The organism is Rhodococcus sp. 14-2470-1b, assembly GCF_002259415.1.
Classification (GTDB): domain Bacteria; phylum Actinomycetota; class Actinomycetes; order Mycobacteriales; family Mycobacteriaceae; genus Rhodococcoides.
The window spans coordinates 242,931-260,304 of sequence record NZ_NPFY01000004.1; the positions used below are offsets into that span (position 1 = coordinate 242,931).

Genomic DNA, 17,374 nt, shown 5'->3' on the forward strand with positions numbered 1-17,374 from the left:
GATCAAGATGCCGTCACGAACGACGTACGACGCCGAGGCCGGGCCCTGCGGTAGTCGCCGTTGAGGCGAACGAGCTCATTCTCCAACAGAACGGCACGCCATCGTTGAGACCGACGCCCTCTCCCAACCATTGGTGAATCCGATGACCTTGCGACCGGCCACCACGGGCCGCCCTTCGCGGCAGTGACGTGCCGCAGCACCCCGTGCCGCACAGCAGTTTCGATCAAACGTGATCGACGTGTGAACCACAGCGAGATGCCACAGCAGTCCGCGCCCGTCCGATCGGGCGCAGAATTCTTGACGGACGTGCACTACTGTGCGCGAAACGAATCCGAATGCGGCCAGACTCGCCGCATCGGCTTTCAGCTCAAGCCCAGCCCATGTCGGCCGACAGCATTGAGATCCGACGGCTGAAACCTGTTCGGCCAGTTACGTTCGTAGTTCTCGTCCGGGAAGTCGGACGGGCTGGACCCCGACAGAAACGCCTCCCGTACGGTTTCCGAGTAGACCTCGTTACGCGGGCACCATGGAGCTGCCGGAATGTACATGACGTTGCCCCAACCCTTCTGGTTCGTCACCGGCGCGACCGAGTGAATCATGTCCGCGTGCCACCAGACCGAGTCCCCCGCTTCGATGTCGGGAATACCCGACAATGCTTCGAGCAGTAGCGAATGCCATTTCTCACTTGCCGGGAACACTTGGTTGACGGTAACGCTGCACATGTCGTCTTCGGCGACGTCGTCGAGCAGCGGCCGCAACATAAGGTAGCCCATCGCCTCGGGAATGGGCACGGTGTGAAGCACTCCCTGGTCGTGGTCCATGTCGGACAATGCGGTCCAGCCCTGAAACGTCCGGAATGCCGAGCACATGGTCGAACCGGGATACTGCGGTCCGGAGGTGCGGTGGGCCGCGTCCCAGGGGTCGTATTCTTCGACGGATCCGTCGAAGAGGTGCCGGAACGCCTGCTGGTAGGCGCTGGTCATCCACAGATCGAGGGTGCCGGGGTCGAGATGTGTTCCCAGGCCCGTGGAGTCCGCGCCTTCCGGACGCCGACGGATACGGTCGGGGTAGAGCGAGTCGCGGGTCGGGTCGAACCATTGGACGCCATCGGACTCGCTCTTCCACTGGCTGTTCAGAAAGGTCTGGACGTCAGCCATTCGCTTGCTCTGACGGGCTTGCATCTGTGCGTGAGACCAGTAGACGGGGAAGATTTCGGGCTTGGACCCGACACTGCCGAAGAAGTCGTCACCCGGGCCGCGGTACTCCTCGAAGAAGTTGTTGGACTCGACGTAGTCGACGATCTCTCGATCCCAGGTCAAGGCCTGTTCACGCTCGAAATGGCCACGCATCACCAGACAACCCCGCCTGCGGAGCTTCTCGATCTGCTCGGGGGTGACGTCACCTGACGCAATGTCTGCGTAATCGATTACGGGCCAGACAGATTCGCCGCGACTCTTCGCATCGCGAATATCCTCGACCTGCGCGCGGACGCGCTCCTCGATTACGGCGAAGACCTCGTCGACCGTGCGCCCGGACGCCCCGATTCGAGCGCGAAGCGCACGCTTGATCTCACGGATAGCCATCGGCAGATCATCGGGTGTGTTCTCCCAATGCGGTAAAGACGACGGTGAGAACGTGGCTGCATTCGTCATGATCACTCCATTCAGTAAACCCCTCTTACTGACCTACGTTAGAGGATGAAGCCGCTTGAGGCAATGGCCTTTACTGAATCTTCTAGGATGACCTCATGTCCTCGCTCCCCGCCCGTTCGGTCCGGACACCGTCCGACGAAGCAGTGCTGCGTGCGCTGATGGTCACGCCCCGTTCGACGCGAGCCGAGTTGGCTGTCGCCACAGGTCTGTCCAAACCGACCACAGCCGACTCCGTCCGCCGACTGGTCGAGGCCGGTCTCGTCGTCGACACCGGTCAGCGCACCAATGGTCGGGGTGGAGTGGGCACCTACTACGCGCTGAGCGAGAGAATCGGGGTCGCTCTGGTGGTGAGCGTCGCCCCGGACGGCGTCGTCGCCGAAACTATCGACACGACCGGAACAGTGATCGCTCGCGGGTTCGAGCCGATCGACCGGTCCGCATCGGAGGCGTCCGCCGCCCGAAGTCTCGTGAACTCTGCGCGAACCGCCACTGTCGACATCGGCCCGTCGACCGTCCGACTCGCGATGGTGTCGGCCGCCGATCCCGTCGACCGCGCCAGCGGATCACTGGTACAGCTACCGGACGCGCCATTTCTGGTCGGCACTCTGTCCCCGAAGCTCGTACTCGAACCGTTCGTCGGCGGTGCGGTCTACGTCGACAACGACACCAACTGGGCGGCTCGCGCGGAGCGCGACTCCCGCCGGCACGACGGCTCGGACGGCAGTAACTTCGTATACCTGTACCTCGGCGAGGGGCTCGGGTGTGCCATAGTGACCGACGGCGAGGTCCGTCGAGGGCACAGCGGACTCGCGGGAGAGGTCGCGCACGTGAGCACCACCGGAGCCGACGGACGCGCAACACCGTTCATCACCGTGTTCGAGCAACTAGGCCTTCGGCATCCGAACTCCACGGCCATCGACGTCGACGCGGTACTCGGGTACGCACGCAACCCGGCGGACACTCTGGGTGTGCTCGCGAATGCCGTCTGCGATGTACTCAGCAGCGCAATCGCGTTCTGCGACCCCGGATTCGTGGTCGTCGCCGGACCCTGGGGCGCCGCATCTCCGCTCTTCGAAGCGATACAGCAACACGTGGAGCAGTCGACCCGATCGGTCCCGCTCGAACGGCCACGCGTGGGCGACGACGCGTCACTCCTCGGCGCCAGAGCGGCCGCGCTCATCGCTCTTCGCTCGGACGTCGTGTCCCGCGGGAGAATCTGACGAGCTCGGGCAGGTAGGCACAGACGTTCCCGGTGTAGGTCTGCGGCAGCGCAGTGACGACTGAACCGACGATGATCGAGATGACGGCTGATCCCGCGAACGCGAACACAATCTGACCCGGGTGTCACGACCGGGCGAACTGCGACACCACCTTCGAGGCAACAAGTTCGAGGTGGTCGATGTCGGTCAGGTCCAGCATCTGCAAATAGATGCGGGTGACACCGAGCTCTGCGTAACGCCCGATCGTGTCGACGACTTCGTTCGGTGTACCCGCAGCACAGATTGACTTCGGAGGCGAACCTCGCCGCGAGCTCAGGGTTACGTTTCTTACCGCGCCCACCCATGAGGATCGGCGGTCCCGGCTGCTGCACAGGCTTGGGCAGCGCCGGCGAATCGGTAACCATGTATGCCGCGCCACTGTACGAGTACTACCGCCTACAGCGATTCGGACTTGCTATCCGAAGATGAGCCGAGTGTTGTGCGCATGAGAGGCCCTGCTAACGCTCCAGAGTGGACTTCTCAGCCCATCTCGATCCCGTACTGCGAAGCGAGAATCGGCCATACCTGGGCGGCCATTTCTGCACTCGAGGATGGACAGCCTTCGCAAACCCAGTCCGCTGCGACCGCCGCCAGTGCCCCGCCGGTGAACGTTGCGTTGAGTGCAAATCCTGTGCACCTCGACGTAGTGGATGCCTTGTTGCCGGTAGCGGAATCGGTCGCATCTTTCACTGCGTGAGCGATCCTGCGTCGCAAGTCGGTAACAACGAGCGTGCTCCCGGTTGGGCCCAACAAGCTCCGATACAGACGCTGATGCTCGCGCAGATCGTCGAAGAACAACTCCAATGATCGAGGTGCGAGTGCCACCGCGTTCGGCGAGCCTGGTCGCAGTGAGGGCAACCTCCGTACCAGCTGCTCGATCATCGCCGCCGAGGCATCGGCGGCGAGTTCACTGGTGCCACGGTAATGGTCATAGAACGTCGGCCGGCTCACATTGGCTCTGTCGGTGACATCTGCCACCGTGATTCCCCCCAGATCGCGCGTTCGCACCAGGTCGAGGAGCGCTTCCCGGAGCGCAGTACGTGTGCGCACAGTTCTGCGATCAACTTTCGCCTGCTCCTGAACCTCGTCGTTCGGCATGACCGGAACACTACCGTTTCGACATATGTACGATTACCTACATCTGTAGCCCAAACCTGCGAGAGCGCGCACCGAACAGAAAGCTCCCATGACTGACAAGCCCGCCAGAGCAACGTCCCCTCTGCCCATGTCGTCGACAGGTGGTGGCCCTGAAGTCCTGATAGTCGGCGCGGGAGCGGTGGGTGTGTCCCTGGGTTACCACCTCACCTTGAGCGGCGCGCACGTGACGTTCTTGGTGCGCGCCGGACGGATCGCTGCCTTCGATCGACCTCAGCGCATCTACGACTACGACACGGAAGCAGTCGACATCTTCTCTGCATTCAACGTCGCCGACAATGCCAGATTTCTGCGAGAACACGATTTTCGGTTCGTCATCGTCACTCTCGACGGTGCTTCGAGTCGCTCACCGGAAGGTACTAAGACCCTGCAGCAGGTCGGCCGGCTCATCCGCGACACAGAAACACCCGTGCTGATGAACGGGATGGGGCTGGGACTTCGGGACTTCTACGCCCAGACGCTGGATGTCCCCCAGGATCGCCTTCTGCGCGGATTCCTCGGGACTCTCGCACACCAAGCGCGGGCTGGGATCTTGACGGGTCAACCGGCTGCACTCCCGCCCGAATCGGTGGACATCTGCATCAAGCACCCGCCGAGTCGAGTTGGGTATCGAATCGCCAAGAGCGGACCCGCCGCCGTGAAGGAGTTCGCCGAATTGTACAGCCGCAGTGGAGTATCTCGCTGCGTAACCATCGATCGCCGCATTGTCGACGTCGTCGGCAACGCGGCGTTCCCGCTCTACGCTGTGTCGGAGCTCGCTGGATGGCCCAGTTTCGAAGACCTGATCGCCACACACCCCGAACTTTGGCAACTCGCAGTCGATGCACAACGCGAGATCCTTCGCACGCCGAGCAACGGCTGGTTCGGAAAACTGGCTTCACTGACAATGGGTCCACGAGTGACATCGCGTATACATCGCAAGATGGAGCAGGATATGAAGCCACTCGAACTGCAGGCGTTCAACAAGTTCCATCACGGCGGCAAAGTGCGTGAGCAGGATATCCGCATTCTGCGCGAGTGCGCGGAAGACGGGCTACGCCAGTCGCACTCCATGCCTGCATTGCTGAATCTACTGAACCGACTGGAACATCATTCTCGGTGAACCGGGTCACGGCGGCAAGTAATTGTCGCGGATCGAGAGCGTCCGAGACGGCGCGCTGTTCTGTGTATCAAGGGTAGCTACCGCGGAGGCAATACGGTCGGGTCGACGAATGTTCCTGATCCGTGGTTGATCGTCACGGTTCCAGCCGGAGCTGTGGAGCTGATTTTCGGTGCATCTCCGCTGCTGAGCGTGACGCGTAGTTGTTCACCGGCCTTGAAGCGCCAGTGTGTCTGCCCGAGCTCGATCGTGTAGTCGTGTGGTTCATCTGGAGTTACCGGCACGGCGCGCTCGAGCCCGTCCCTGAGTTGAGCACGCAGGCAACCTGCCTCGACGGGTAAGACTTTGCCGTCGGGTGTGACGACTTCGAGCGTGCTGACGAAGTAGGTGTCGGGTGCGGTCGTCGAAGCGTTGACGTGGAGGGTGGCAGGACCTGCGATGGTGGTGTCCTCCTCAAATGCCGGGAGGGTGAACGTCGACCGTGGATCCAGGGCCCCAAGAATCTCTTTCGACTCGACTTGGTTGGACACTCACCGAATTTGCTCGACGAGCAGAACTGCTCCGATGCCGATCATCGCGACACCGGACATTCGGGTTACGACACGAGCGGCCTGCGGCCTCGCGCTCAGTACCCGTCGTGCACCGAGGGCAACGCAGGCATAGACCACGGCGCAACTGGCGATGTGGACCAGCCCGAGAACGACGATCTGAACCGAAACCGGAAGACCTGCAGCGCGGGAGGTGAACTGAGGCAACAGCGCCAAGAACAGGAGAAAGACTTTCGGATTGAGTACACTGACGCCCAATCCCTTCAATGCCTGTCGCACGCCGGACGTCGATGCCGTGTCTACATCCGCCTGCGGGGCAGGGGGATTGCGCACTGCACCGACACCGAGCCACGCCAGATAGAGCGCGCCGACGACCGTCAGCCCGGTCATGACGTTCGGAGATTCGGCGACCAGGGCCGCTACGCCGGCCGCGACGACCACGGTCGCGACGAGGTGGCCTGTCAGCATCCCGCCGACCGCAGGTAGGACCGATCTTTGCCGGAGGCCCGCAGAGATTGCGTAGGCCCAGTCCGCACCTGGTGTGAGGACGAACAGCGCGGACACCGCCCAGAACGCCGCGATGCTTCCCAGTGCCATCTACTCGAACTCCGATCTGTGCTGCGAACGCGGCACTTCCGCAAGAGTAGGCAGGATCTGCAAGCAATTTTGCCTAGATTTTCCCGCATCGGGGTTTCAGATTGGTAGATTCGACCCCATGGATCGCATCGACAAGAAGATTCTTGCGGAGCTGCAGCAGGACGGACGATTGTCGGTGACCGATCTGGCCGATCGAGTAAGCCTCAGCGTGTCGCCGTGTCATCGCCGAGTGAAAGCGTTGGAGGCATCCGGAGCGATCAGTAGCTATCGCGCGTTGCTCGACGCCGAGGCGTTGGGACTGACGTTCGAGGCCTTGATTTTCGTCAGCATGCACACGGCCGACCGATCGACCATCGCCGCGTTCGAGGATGCAGTGGCCGAGGTCCCCAACATCCTTCAAGTGCAGCGATTGTTCGGTGATCCCGACTACCTGATGCGAGTCATCGCTCGCGACAGAGCTGCATTCCAGCAGCTCTACGATCACAGTCTCGCGACGTTACCTGGGGTACAAAGGCTGGTGTCTACGCTTGTCATGAAGAACGTTGTATTCGACCGATCCTTACCGCTGTGAGCTGCCCATGGCCCGTCACTGCTGAGCAACGAACGCTATCCCGTCCACGTCGGAGTACAGGCAATCCCCCGGCTCGAAGTCGACCCGACCGAAGCAGACGGCGACGCCGACTCCAAACGCAGCGGATTATCGCACTGCCGCTTTGACGACGAGTCCTCTTTCGCGGAGCGAAGACAGTCAACGGATGGAGGACCCGATCCCGAGGCCGCCGTCGACGTCGAGAACGATGCCGCTGACGTATCCCGCAGCGGGAGAACACAGGTACGCTGCGGCCTCGGCGATGTCCTCCGGCCGGCCTGTACGACGCTGCGGCACCTTGGAAACGAGCTTCTCGCGGGCAGGTCCGTTCATCGAGGCCAACATCGGGGTTTCGATGAGACCGGGGGCAATGGCGTTCGCGGTGATGCCCTGCCTCGCGGATTCCAAGGCGATCGTTCGAGTCAGACCGACAATGCCGGCTTTGGCAGCCACGTAATTGGCCTGACCGAAGTTGCCTCGCCAGCTCATGGACGAGAACGACAGGATACGGCCGTATCCACCAGCACGCATGAACGGGATCACAGCCCGCGTGCAGTAGAACGCCCCCGTCAAGGACGCGTCGAGCACGGAATGCCAATCGGCGTCGTCGATGTCCTCGATCCGGTTGTCCCGGATTATTCCAGCGTTGTTGACCAGTACATCGAGTCGTCCGAACTCGCTGGCAACGGAATCAGCCCATGCGGTCACATCGGCAGAATCGGTCACATCGACGCGACGACTGACACAACGATGTCCGAAGTCGTCCTCCAGCGCGTCTGCAAGCGCGGCAGCCGCGACGTCGTTCACATCGCCGATTGCCACGATCGCCCCCTCGGAAGCAAAGCGGCGCGCCATGGCTGCGCCGAGCCCTTGCGCACCGCCCGTCACCAAAACCACCTGATTCTCGAAACGGTTCACATTTCACCTGTATTCGGTCGAATATTTCTGTTGGACAGAGCTTTACGTTCGAGGAATGCCGTCAAGTCCGCAGGTACGTCGTTCGACTTCCAGTGAGCGTCGAAGTCCTCCAACTCCTTTTCCAGCCCTCTGCGAGAATCCAACGTGGTCAAGTCGACCAGCAGAGACTTGAACGACGACTGCGCAGGCCCAGCAGCCGACACCAGCTCGCCGGCAACGGCGAGGGCCGCTTCGCCCAGCCTGTCGTCGGGTACGACCTCGTGAATCCATCCGGCCTCGGCCAGTCGCGACGCCGGCACCAGCGAACCGGTGAGCGAGAGCCATCTCGCTAAAGAGTCCCCGACCTTGCGCGCGAGACGCACACTGGAACCACCGGCAGGTAGCAGATTGTTCTTGACGTGTCCGTCACCGATCAGCGCCGATTCCGCAGCGACCACCACATCGCACCCCAACGCCAGTTCGAGCCCGCCTGCGACCGCGTGTCCGTGTACCGCTGCAACCACCGGAAGCGGGCTGGTCTCGAGACGAGTGACGAGTGCAGAGACTCGGCGCAAGAAAGCAATCGGGGTTCCGTGTTCGGCGTGGAGACCGAGAAAGAACTGCAGATCTGCCCCAGCGCAGAAGCTCTTTCCGTTCCCTGCAACGACGATGCATCTCGTGTGGGGGTCGTTCTCGGCGGCCGACAATGCCGAGTCCAGCGCGTCGACCAACAAATCGTTCAGGGCGTTCCGACATTCCGGTCGATTGAGCGTCAGTGTCCGAACCGGTCCGGACTGGACAACGATGACGGGATCCGTGTTGTCGCTCATTGCGACACGTTAGTTTCACTGCGGCGACGGCGCAGTTCGTTGCGCTGTATCTTTCCGCTCGGCGTCTTGGGAAGTAGTTCCGAGAAGTGAATACGCCGCGGGTAGGCATGAGCGGCATAGTTGGTCTTCACCCAACGCTTGAGTTCGTCGGCCAGATCGTCCGATGCCGGTACGCCAGGTGACAGGACGACGAACGCTTCGACAACCTCCCCCCGCACGTCATCCGGGGCAGCGATCACCGCAGCTTCGATCACGCTGGGATGCCTCAGCAGAACAGATTCGATGTCGAACGGCCCGATTCGATAGCCTGCCATGATGATGACGTCGTCGTCATGGGAAGAGAAACGAACGACACCGGCTTCATCGAGAGATGCCGTGTCTCCCGTGACGAAGTACTGCCCGTCACTGCAGAATCGATCCGTCGAGACACCCCCGGCGTACGACTGGAATGTCATGAAACTGCTGTCGGCTACCACGATCGCCAGCCTCCCCATTTCCCCGGTGGCAACGGGGACATCGTCGTTCCTGTCGAGAACGGTCACGCTCCAACCCGGCAACGCCACACCCATCGCGCCCGCAGCGACAGGCTGCTCCAGGAGTGGATGATGTGGATATCCGATCGGCATCCCGAGTTCCGTCTGCCCGTAATGATCGTGAACCGTCAAACCCAGGAGACCGCGTGTCCACTCGTTCACTTCGGGAGTCAACGGTTCACCCGCACTGGACAGCCGCTTCAGCGAAAGATTCTTCGGGACAGGTGCATTCGATGCTCTCAGCCCTCGAAACACGGTCGGGGCGGCCGCGAAATCAGTGACCTCGAGATCGGACAGGACCGTCCACGTCGTCTCTGCGCTGAAACCTCCGCGCAGCAGAATGGTCGGCACCCCAGCGGCGAGCGGAGCAACAAGGGCGGTGTACAGCCCGTATGCCCATCCTGGATCGGCGCCGGACCAGAACACACCCCCGTCGTCGACGCCTAGGGCGAACTCCAGGTAGGAGTGCCATCCTGCGATGTAGGACACCGGGTGCACCACCCCTTTCGGGGTTCCAGTCGTTCCCGACGTGAACATATGAACCAGTGGACCGTCGCCTCCCACCGTCACACGCGCTGACGACGCGGGAGGAGCGGCGCGCATCCGCGCCTCCAATCCTTCCGGTCCGTGCCCGCCTGCAACGACCGTCAGCCAAGGACCATCCGGAATCTTCCCTATTTGATCGACGTCAGCGACGACCAGGACGGCCGACGCTTCTGTCAGACGCGACGAAATAGCTTCTTTCGCAAAGGCGGTGAACAACGGTACGTAGACCGCCCCTACGCGCCAGATTCCGAGCACGACCGACACGAGGTCGATGCTCTTGCCCATCACCGTCGCCACTCGGTCGCCCGGGCCGACTCCGTGCTCGCTGAGGACCGCGGCGAACCTCGTAGACCGATCGGCAAGGTCTCCGTAAGTGAATTCGACTGCGCTGCAGTTTTCTTCGACGACAGTCAACGCTCGGCGATCGCGAGGATGACGGTCGCACAGCAGCCATCCCACATCCGCCCGTTCGGCGGTGTAGGTGGCAAGTATCTCGCTGACGCGAGCATCGACGGCGTCCATGGACACTCCTTGGTTGGGTACTATCAATGTTTATACAGTACCCAACAACGTACCGGCCGTAGTTTGCGTAACGACTTCGTACTCACGGAACGCAGGCAGTGCGGACTGCCTGTGAAACACTCGAGGAATGCCACGTGCAGGAGCGGCTGCAGACCGCGCATCGATCAACACGCCGAGGCGGCGTCACGTCGACACGTCAAGGCGCGAGGAACTGCTGGCAAGCATCGAGGACATCTTCCTTGCCGAGGGATTCACGTCGGTCACAGTCGACGATCTGACGAAACGTCTCCGATGCTCCAAAGCCACCCTGTACAGCGTCGCTTCGACAAAAGAACAGCTGGTCATCGCCGCGACCAAGCACTTCTTCGCGACCGAGGCCGAGGGCATCGAAGCGGCAGTGGCCGAGGAGCCGGACCCTCGGTTGCGCATCACCACATACCTTGCGGGCGTCGCCAAGGCGATGCGGCGCAATTCACGGGCTTTCTACGCTGACATGGTGGCCTACCGGCCAACAGCTGAAATCTATGCGCGTAACACCGACCGTGCAGCGGCCCGCGTACAGGAAATGATCGCCGAGGGCGTCGAATCACGACGATTTCGCGCGACCGATGCAACGTTCGCCGCACAACTTGTGGCCTTGGCGATAGACGCCGTTCAGTCAGGAGTCCTTCTCGAACGGACCGGGCTATCGGCCGCAGATGCCTTTTCCGAACTCGCCGACCTTCTACTCCACGGACTCCTCCGCAACGACTCACCGCACGACCAGGGCAGGGCGCGCTAGCCCCGCGACCTGCATCGAGCCGTCGACGTACGTTGATGGTCAAGCGATTTCACTCGTCGGCCCTCACCCGCCGCGACGAGTTTCGAGACGACGTATGCCGATAGGTACTTTCGAGAGATTTTCCGTACCCCGTATCGGTACCTAAAATGTGGCTACAGTCACGGTACTGTTCGCTCGTCAATCGTACCGAAGGGCTTATCCATGACAGTTCAACGACCCACGACTGGGGCGCCGCCGCGCACCCGCGTGCGCCCCCTAGCTGCCGCCGCCGTGGGCAACGTAGTGGAGTGGTTCGACCTCACCATCTACGCAACGTTCGCTGTGTACTTCTCCCCCTTGTTTTTTCCGTCCAGCGATCCGACGGCCGCACTACTGTCCACCTTCGCGGTCTTTGCCGTCGGCTTCTTCGTCCGACCGCTAGGAGGGTGGCTGATCGGGAGCTATGCGGACAAGCACGGACGCAAGCGAGCGTTGACGTTCACGATCGTCCTCATGGCTGTGCCCACGTTCATCATCGGCATATCGCCGACCTACGAAACGATCGGAGTCTTCGCGCCGATCCTCCTCGTGGCAGCTCGCATGACCCAGGGGTTCGCGGCAGGTGGTGAATCCGGCGGCGCTATGGCGTACCTCTACGAAATCGCACCTCCTCACCGTCGAGGCCTTTTCACCAGCATGTGGTACACGACGGTCGTCGCCGGAATCGTTCTCGCCACGCTGCTCGGATTCGTTCTCGCCGAAGTCCTCTCCGCGGAAGCACTGAGCGAGTGGGGTTGGCGTATTCCGTTCCTCATCGGCGGCGCTGCAGGTCTCGTCGGCCTCTGGATTCGTTCGTCCATGGAAGAAACCCTCGAGGCTAGCGAGGTCCGCGACGGCACCACACCGCAGAGGTCCGGCCTACGCGCACTGCTGTCGGATTACCCCCGCGAGACCATCCGCGTCATCTTGTTGATGTCCGGATCGGCGACGGCCTTCTACACTTTCGTCTCTTACATGCCCACGCACCTGATCAAATCGGTAGGTCTCGCGGCCGACACGACCTTCGGTGTCCACACCGTCTCTCTTGTCGTCTTCATGCTGCTGCTGCCGCTTTTCGGTCACATGTCCGATCGCTACGGCCGCAGGGTATTCGGCCTCGTGTTCTCGATCGGCGGCGCCGTTGCCATCGTTCCGCTGAGCCTCGGACTGACGACCGTCTGGTGGCAGAGCCTCGTCGTCGACATCGCGCTGCTGACGTTGACGGCGTGTATGTTTTCCGTGCTCGCCGCTGTCATGACCGAGCAGTTTCCGAGCAGAATGAGGGCCATGGGAGTCGGGGCTCCGTACAACCTGGCAACTGCGATCTTCGGCGGAACAGCACCGTTCCTGCTCACCTGGTTCAGCAGCCAAGGGCTTGGTACATGGTATTTCGCTTACCTCGCGGTGCTGGTACTCCTCGTTACTCTCGGACTCGGTAAGTCCCGCGCACCATCCTGAGTGTCTTGCTCACCGCGGAGCTACGCCGAAACCGCCGAAACTCGAGTCGACGTCGTCGTCAGAACCCGATGGGCAGTCCGGCGTAGTTCTCCGCCAGGCCGGTGGCGCCTGCTTCGCTCGACGCCACCCAGCGCAGCTGGGACAGTTGCAGTTGGGCGTCGAACGGGTCCTCGCTGGTGTGCAGCATCGTCGTCATCCACCACGAGAAGTGGGTGCAGCGCCAGACTCTGCGTAAGGCGTTGTCGCTGTAGGCCGCTGCTGCCTCTTCGTTGTTCTTACGCACCAGGGCCACGAGGGCCGGCGCGAGCAGTGCGACGTCGGCGACGGCAAGGTTGAGGCCTTTGGCGCCGGTCGGTGGGACGATGTGCGCCGCATCGCCGGCGAGGAAGAGGTTGCCGTGCCGCATCGGAGTCTGAACGTAGCTACGCATCGGCAGCACGCTCTTCTCCGTGATCGGACCGGGCGTCAGCTCCCACCCGTTCTGGCCGTGACCGAGCCTGGCGGCCAACGAATCCCATATCCGATCGTCGGACCAGGTGTTCACATCGGTTCCATTGGGAACCTGCAGGTACAACCGGCTGACGGTGTCCGAGCGCATCGAGTGCATCGCGAATCCGTCCTGGTGCCAGGCGTAGATCAGTTCGTCGGTCGACGGGGCCACGTCGGCCAGGACGCCGAGCCACGAATAGGGGTACGTCCGTTCCCAGGTCTGCCGAACCCGGTCTGGCATCGTCGCCCGACTCGGGCCGAACGACCCGTCGCATCCGGCGATCACCGCCGCGTCGACGCGCACCTCCGTCCCGGAAGCATCGGTGAATGTGACGTACGGAGAGTCGGATTCGACGTCGTGCAGCGATGTGTCGGATACTTCGTAGTAGATCTGCTGACCCGCTGCTTCGCGGGCAGCGACCAGATCCTTCGTCACCTCGGTCTGGCTGTACACCCAGACGCTGCGGCCCACCAGGTCGGTGAAGTCGATGTGGTGACGCTCCTCCGGCCACTGGAGGTAGATGCCCCGGTGTTCCTGCCCTTCGGCATGCAACCGGGCGCCGAGGCCGATGTCGTCGAGTAGTCGAACCGTCGAGTGCTCGAGAATTCCGGCGCGGATACGCGAAAGTACGTATTTCTGACTCCGCGTCTCCACGATGACCGACTCGACGCCCTGCTCGGCGAGCAGGTGGGACAAGAGCAGACCGGCCGGGCCTGCACCGATGATGGCTACCTCTGTACGCATGCCGATCAGTAGACATCGTGATCGATACCACAACAAGCATTATTTTCCGCTGAGTGAAATCAGTCCGGGAAGCTTCGTCGAATACCCTGCGCAGCCACCTGAAGAGCCGCAACCAATTTCGCCCGGTCTCGGCCCAGATCGGGAACCACGATGCCCAGCGCGGCGATCACGTCGCCGTCGACGCGCTGGACCGGGACTGCTACCGAGCACGCGCCGAGCGTCATTTCCTCGACGGTGCGAGCGAACCCGTCGCGGCGCACTCGCCGCAACTCCCCTCGAAGCGTGCCAGGCTGCGTCACCGTGTACGGCGTGGCTCTGGTCAATGACACCAGGACGCGATCCTGCACCTCCTCGGGCGCGAAGGCGAGCAGCACTTTTCCGACGCCGGTGGTGTGCAACGGAAGCCGAGCACCGATCCGACTCACAGCAGGCACCGACGCGTGCCCGGCGAGCCGATCGAGGTACAGCACCTGATCACCGTCGCGGACGGCGAGGTGGACCGTCGCCAGGGTTGCTCCGTAGATGTCGTGCAGAAACGGCGACGCGATCTCACGAAGATCGGCTTGCACGGGGGCGCGCATACCCAACTTCCACAAGCGTTGCCCAACGACATACTGACCCTTTTCGGTACGCACCAGCGCACCCCAGTCGACCAGCTCGCCGACGAGGCGGTGCGCAGTCGCAGGCGCCAACCCCGTTGCGGCGGCGATGTCAGTGAGCGTGAGGGCTGCTCGATCTCCTTCGAAGGCTGCGAGAACCGCGAGAAGGCGGGCAGACACGGATTGCCCAGGATTTCTCGTGTTGCCCGCCACCTCGCACCTCCGTCGACGACTCTGTCGCGGTGTAGGAACCGCTGCCGATCTCGTCGAGAAGTGTAGCTTTTTCAGGCTTCCACCCCAGGACCGATCGAGCGCCCGAGTACCCCGGTGGCGGGAGCCCCTCACTGCTCACCGAGTCGATACAGCGTGGCGTCGATGGCATCGACGGCGACGACGATGCTCGATATCGCGGCTGTGTCGGCGCCTGCATCGGAAAGACCCTGGTGCACAACCTCACTCAACCGCATGGCCTCAGGCAGATGTTTTCCGAGCATGCGCGAGTACGGACTGTGGTGACGCGCCGGGTCGTTGCCCAGTTCGTCCAACGCGTCGGCGACGATGTCGAGTAGGTCCGCGACATCATCTCGCAGCCCGTCGCTGGAGTCCTCGAACCTGCTGGACAGTCCTTCCACTCCGACGACGACCGCCGCCAGCGAGATCAGCGTTCGGTCGAGTGTGCTCGCCGCGGGCCGATAGATGCGATCGCCGCCGACCCGGCTCCACGCGCGGCGGCGCACGTTGCCACGCAAACTGTCCCTGCCTCGATCGAGCGCTGCCGTGACTCCCGAGGCTTTGAACAATTCCCACAGCTCGGTCCGGAGTTCGCGGTGTACTCGAGCCCCGTCCCGCACCGCGAGTGCCAGGTTGCGCAGCAGCTCGGCCTGGCCTCTGGATCGTACGACGATGAGGTCACGTGCCTCGGAAAGGAATTCGGGGGGCACGACGACGGCGTTGACCGCGAGACCGACGATGGCACCGAGCGCGACGTCACCGATGCGGTACAGCACCATCACTTCGTCTGTCGCCGTTCCGTACAGGAGAACCAGGAGAGCGGTGATGGCGACCCACATGCCATCCGGCGCAAACACTCTCATCCTGCCGACGACCGTTCCGACGGCCACCGCCGCAGCCAGAGCGGCCACCGTCGGGAGTACGCTCCCGGCCGCCGCCGCGATCGCGACGCCGACGGTGACGACCGCTACTTGGCGGACGGCCGCAGTCCCACTTGCCCGCACGGTCACACCGATCATGAACAGCGCGGTGTACGGCGCGAGGAAGCTTTGCGGACTCCCGATGACGCGATCGGCCAACCACCACGCTGCGATCGCTGCGATCGTCGACTTCGTGGCCGCGACGATCCACGGCCGCCCTACGGAACGGAAAATTGCTGTACCCGACACAGTCGGGTGCTACCCCGCTACGCGGGGCCCCGAAACTCCGCTGCCCACGCCTGCGCAGACGGCGAGCCGTCGGCGAGTTCGGTCTCGATCGTTCGAACGAAACTGCGCGAGTTCTCGTCGTGCATCACGCGCAGGACAGCTTCTGGATCACCGGCGACGACGAGATCGAACAGTCGTCGGTGCCGTTCCGCTCGTTCGACGAGCGTCTCGTCGGCCGCCCGCGCCGAGCGGTTCATGCTCATGCACAGTTGCAACTGGATGGACAAAGACCGATAGGACTCGTCCAGGCGACGATGACCTGCGAGTGCCACCAGCGCAGCGTGAAACCGGTAGGAATCCTCGACGGCCACATCTTCTCGGCCCGAGGCCGCGTGCGTCGTCATGACTTCGAGCGTCTCGCGCAACGCAGCGAGTGCGGATTCCGATTTCACGGGAACGCCCAGACGTACGGCCATCGCCTCCAAATTCTCTCGCAGAGTGACGATTTCGTAGACGTCCTGCATAGTGAGGGGAGTCACCACTGCACCCACGCGCGGAGTCTGGACCAGCAGCCCCTCCTGCTCCAGGATGCGCATCGCTTCCCGAAGCGGTGGCCGACTGACTCCGAGTTCGCCCGTCAATCTGTTCTCGACGACGCGATCGCCCGGACGGAGCTCGCCGCGGAGAATCTTCGACCGAAGTGCGTCGGCAGCCAGTGCGGTGAGGCTGGGCGGGTCCGAGACGAGCCGGCCTGCGCGCGGAAGTGGTTTGCTCATATGAGGCGTTACGGTACCGCGCTCGCGACACGACCCGGTTCCACACACTTGATTAGGTTAACCTCTCATTGTCTACAGAAATCGGAGGTCGATCGATGATCGCGCTGTCCACCGGACGCGGACCACTCGAACCTGGTTTCGAGTTCGCGGCCGCCGCAGGTGTCTTCGCCTTGGAACTCGCGTGCCAGGAGCCCGAGAACAAGCCGCGCACTTTCGACGACACGCGCATCGCGACCGTCCGCGGACTCGTCGAGTCCTTCGGCATGAGATGTGTCGTGCACTCCGCGTCGGCGGTCAACTCCGCAGAAACCGATCCAACCGTCCGGCCCGCCGTCGTCGCCCACTTGCTCGAGTACATCGATCTCACCGACCGCCTCGGGCTCGACACCTTGATCGTGCACGCCGGCTATCACTTCGGACTCGGTCTCGACGAGCCGCTCGACGCCCTCGCGCTAACTCTCGGCGAGGTCGCCGGCCGGGCGCACGACCGCGGAATCACGATGGTCCTCGAGAACATGAACGTTCTTCCGGTCGAGGCCGAGATTCGCTACCTGGGATGCACGGCCGAGGAAGTTCTGGCAATTCTCGACTCCGTCGATTCGCCTGCACTGAAGGCATGCCTCGATGTGGGTCACGCCCATCTGCTCCCGGGCGGTGTCTCCCAGTTCGTCGACGTACTCGGGCCGCGCGTCGCCTACGTTCAGCTCACCGACAACGACGGCGTCGTCGACGATCACCTGGCGCTCGGACGGGGCACCCTGGACGTCGTCGGCACGTTCGACCTCCTCGACCGCGCCGGCTACGACGGGCTGATCGGCATCGAACTGCACGATCCCACCGACCGGATGGACAGCCTCCACCACCTCAGGTCGCTCGGCCTGATGTAGCTCCCGCAAACGACG

General features: G+C 62.7%; 17 protein-coding genes and 1 pseudogene. 6 read left to right on the top strand and 12 right to left on the bottom strand.

Annotation, left to right across the window (positions count from 1 at the left end):
• Positions 1-362: 362 nt before the first annotated feature.
• Complete coding sequence (locus CH293_RS02460) at positions 363-1,652, bottom strand: DUF1479 domain-containing protein (protein ID WP_094719334.1); 1,290 nt, start codon at positions 1,650-1,652, stop codon at positions 363-365.
• A 95-nt stretch (positions 1,653-1,747) separates the two neighbouring features.
• Here CH293_RS02460 and CH293_RS02465 point away from each other — a divergent pair, with 95 nt between their 5' ends.
• The gene (locus tag CH293_RS02465) at positions 1,748-2,872 is read left to right on the top strand and encodes an ROK family transcriptional regulator (protein ID WP_094719243.1); all 1,125 of its coding nucleotides are present in this window, start codon (positions 1,748-1,750) and stop codon (positions 2,870-2,872) included.
• A 124-nt stretch (positions 2,873-2,996) separates the two neighbouring features.
• Here the strand turns inward: CH293_RS02465 and CH293_RS28465 are convergent.
• Positions 2,997-3,279, bottom strand: a pseudogene (locus CH293_RS28465) (LLM class F420-dependent oxidoreductase); the annotation flags it as partial.
• A 112-nt stretch (positions 3,280-3,391) separates the two neighbouring features.
• Positions 3,392-4,009 carry a TetR/AcrR family transcriptional regulator gene (locus tag CH293_RS02475; RefSeq protein WP_094719244.1) on the bottom strand — a complete coding sequence of 206 codons (618 nt, stop codon included), beginning with the start codon at positions 4,007-4,009 and terminating at the stop codon, positions 3,392-3,394.
• 88 nt (positions 4,010-4,097) lie between these two features.
• Between CH293_RS02475 and CH293_RS02480 the strand changes: the two genes are divergently transcribed.
• Positions 4,098-5,168 carry a ketopantoate reductase family protein gene (locus tag CH293_RS02480; protein WP_094719245.1) on the top strand — a complete coding sequence of 357 codons (1,071 nt, stop codon included), beginning with the start codon at positions 4,098-4,100 and terminating at the stop codon, positions 5,166-5,168.
• A 77-nt stretch (positions 5,169-5,245) separates the two neighbouring features.
• On the opposite strand, the gene CH293_RS02485 is transcribed toward CH293_RS02480, so the two are convergent.
• Both CH293_RS02485 and CH293_RS02490 read right to left on the bottom strand, forming a co-directional pair.
• Positions 5,246-5,695, bottom strand: coding sequence for a CocE/NonD family hydrolase C-terminal non-catalytic domain-containing protein (locus CH293_RS02485; RefSeq protein WP_094719246.1), 450 nt, complete (start codon positions 5,693-5,695; stop codon positions 5,246-5,248).
• Positions 5,696-6,310 carry a LysE family translocator gene (locus tag CH293_RS02490; RefSeq protein WP_094719247.1) on the bottom strand — a complete coding sequence of 205 codons (615 nt, stop codon included), beginning with the start codon at positions 6,308-6,310 and terminating at the stop codon, positions 5,696-5,698.
• 118 nt (positions 6,311-6,428) lie between these two features.
• On the opposite strand from CH293_RS02490, the gene CH293_RS02495 reads away from it, so the two are divergent.
• Positions 6,429-6,881, top strand: coding sequence for an Lrp/AsnC family transcriptional regulator (locus tag CH293_RS02495; RefSeq protein WP_037113668.1), 453 nt, complete (start codon positions 6,429-6,431; stop codon positions 6,879-6,881).
• 177 nt (positions 6,882-7,058) lie between these two features.
• Here the strand turns inward: CH293_RS02495 and CH293_RS02500 are convergent, their stop codons facing one another.
• The 3 genes from CH293_RS02500 to CH293_RS02510 are packed head-to-tail and all read right to left on the bottom strand — an operon-like array spanning position 7,059 to position 10,227.
• Complete coding sequence (locus tag CH293_RS02500; protein ID WP_037113670.1) at positions 7,059-7,817, bottom strand: SDR family NAD(P)-dependent oxidoreductase; 759 nt, start codon at positions 7,815-7,817, stop codon at positions 7,059-7,061.
• The gene (locus CH293_RS02505) at positions 7,814-8,626 is read right to left on the bottom strand and encodes an enoyl-CoA hydratase/isomerase family protein (RefSeq protein ID WP_094719248.1); all 813 of its coding nucleotides are present in this window, start codon (positions 8,624-8,626) and stop codon (positions 7,814-7,816) included. Before CH293_RS02505 ends, CH293_RS02500 begins: the two co-directional genes overlap by 4 nt.
• Complete coding sequence (locus CH293_RS02510) at positions 8,623-10,227, bottom strand: AMP-binding protein (RefSeq protein ID WP_094719249.1); 1,605 nt, start codon at positions 10,225-10,227, stop codon at positions 8,623-8,625. Before CH293_RS02510 ends, CH293_RS02505 begins: the two co-directional genes overlap by 4 nt.
• Before the next feature lie 127 nt (positions 10,228-10,354).
• On the opposite strand from CH293_RS02510, the gene CH293_RS02515 reads away from it, so the two are divergent.
• Together CH293_RS02515 and CH293_RS02520 are read left to right on the top strand one after the other, a co-directional pair.
• Entirely contained in the window at positions 10,355-11,008 is a 654-nt protein-coding gene (locus CH293_RS02515; RefSeq protein ID WP_094719250.1) for a TetR/AcrR family transcriptional regulator, read from the top strand.
• 201 nt (positions 11,009-11,209) lie between these two features.
• The gene (locus CH293_RS02520; RefSeq protein WP_094719251.1) at positions 11,210-12,484 is read left to right on the top strand and encodes an MFS transporter; all 1,275 of its coding nucleotides are present in this window, start codon (positions 11,210-11,212) and stop codon (positions 12,482-12,484) included.
• 58 nt (positions 12,485-12,542) lie between these two features.
• On the opposite strand, the gene CH293_RS02525 is transcribed toward CH293_RS02520, so the two are convergent.
• The 4 genes from CH293_RS02525 to CH293_RS02540 form a co-directional block, all read right to left on the bottom strand.
• The gene (locus tag CH293_RS02525) at positions 12,543-13,718 is read right to left on the bottom strand and encodes a 4-hydroxybenzoate 3-monooxygenase (RefSeq protein WP_094719252.1); all 1,176 of its coding nucleotides are present in this window, start codon (positions 13,716-13,718) and stop codon (positions 12,543-12,545) included.
• Positions 13,719-13,777: 59 nt separating this feature from the next.
• Complete coding sequence (locus CH293_RS02530) at positions 13,778-14,530, bottom strand: IclR family transcriptional regulator (RefSeq protein ID WP_094719253.1); 753 nt, start codon at positions 14,528-14,530, stop codon at positions 13,778-13,780.
• A gap of 128 nt (positions 14,531-14,658) precedes the next feature.
• Positions 14,659-15,717, bottom strand: a complete 1,059-nt coding sequence (locus tag CH293_RS02535) for an FUSC family protein (RefSeq protein WP_255122669.1) — start codon at positions 15,715-15,717, stop codon at positions 14,659-14,661.
• Between the two features lie 17 nt (positions 15,718-15,734).
• On the bottom strand, positions 15,735-16,472 hold the full coding sequence (locus CH293_RS02540; RefSeq protein ID WP_094719254.1) for a GntR family transcriptional regulator: 738 nt from the start codon (positions 16,470-16,472) through the stop codon (positions 15,735-15,737).
• Positions 16,473-16,567: 95 nt separating this feature from the next.
• Between CH293_RS02540 and CH293_RS02545 the strand changes: the two genes are divergently transcribed.
• Positions 16,568-17,359: a sugar phosphate isomerase/epimerase gene (locus CH293_RS02545; protein ID WP_094719255.1), complete on the top strand. Its 792-nt coding sequence runs from the start codon at positions 16,568-16,570 to the stop codon at positions 17,357-17,359.
• Positions 17,360-17,374: the final 15 nt, after the last annotated feature.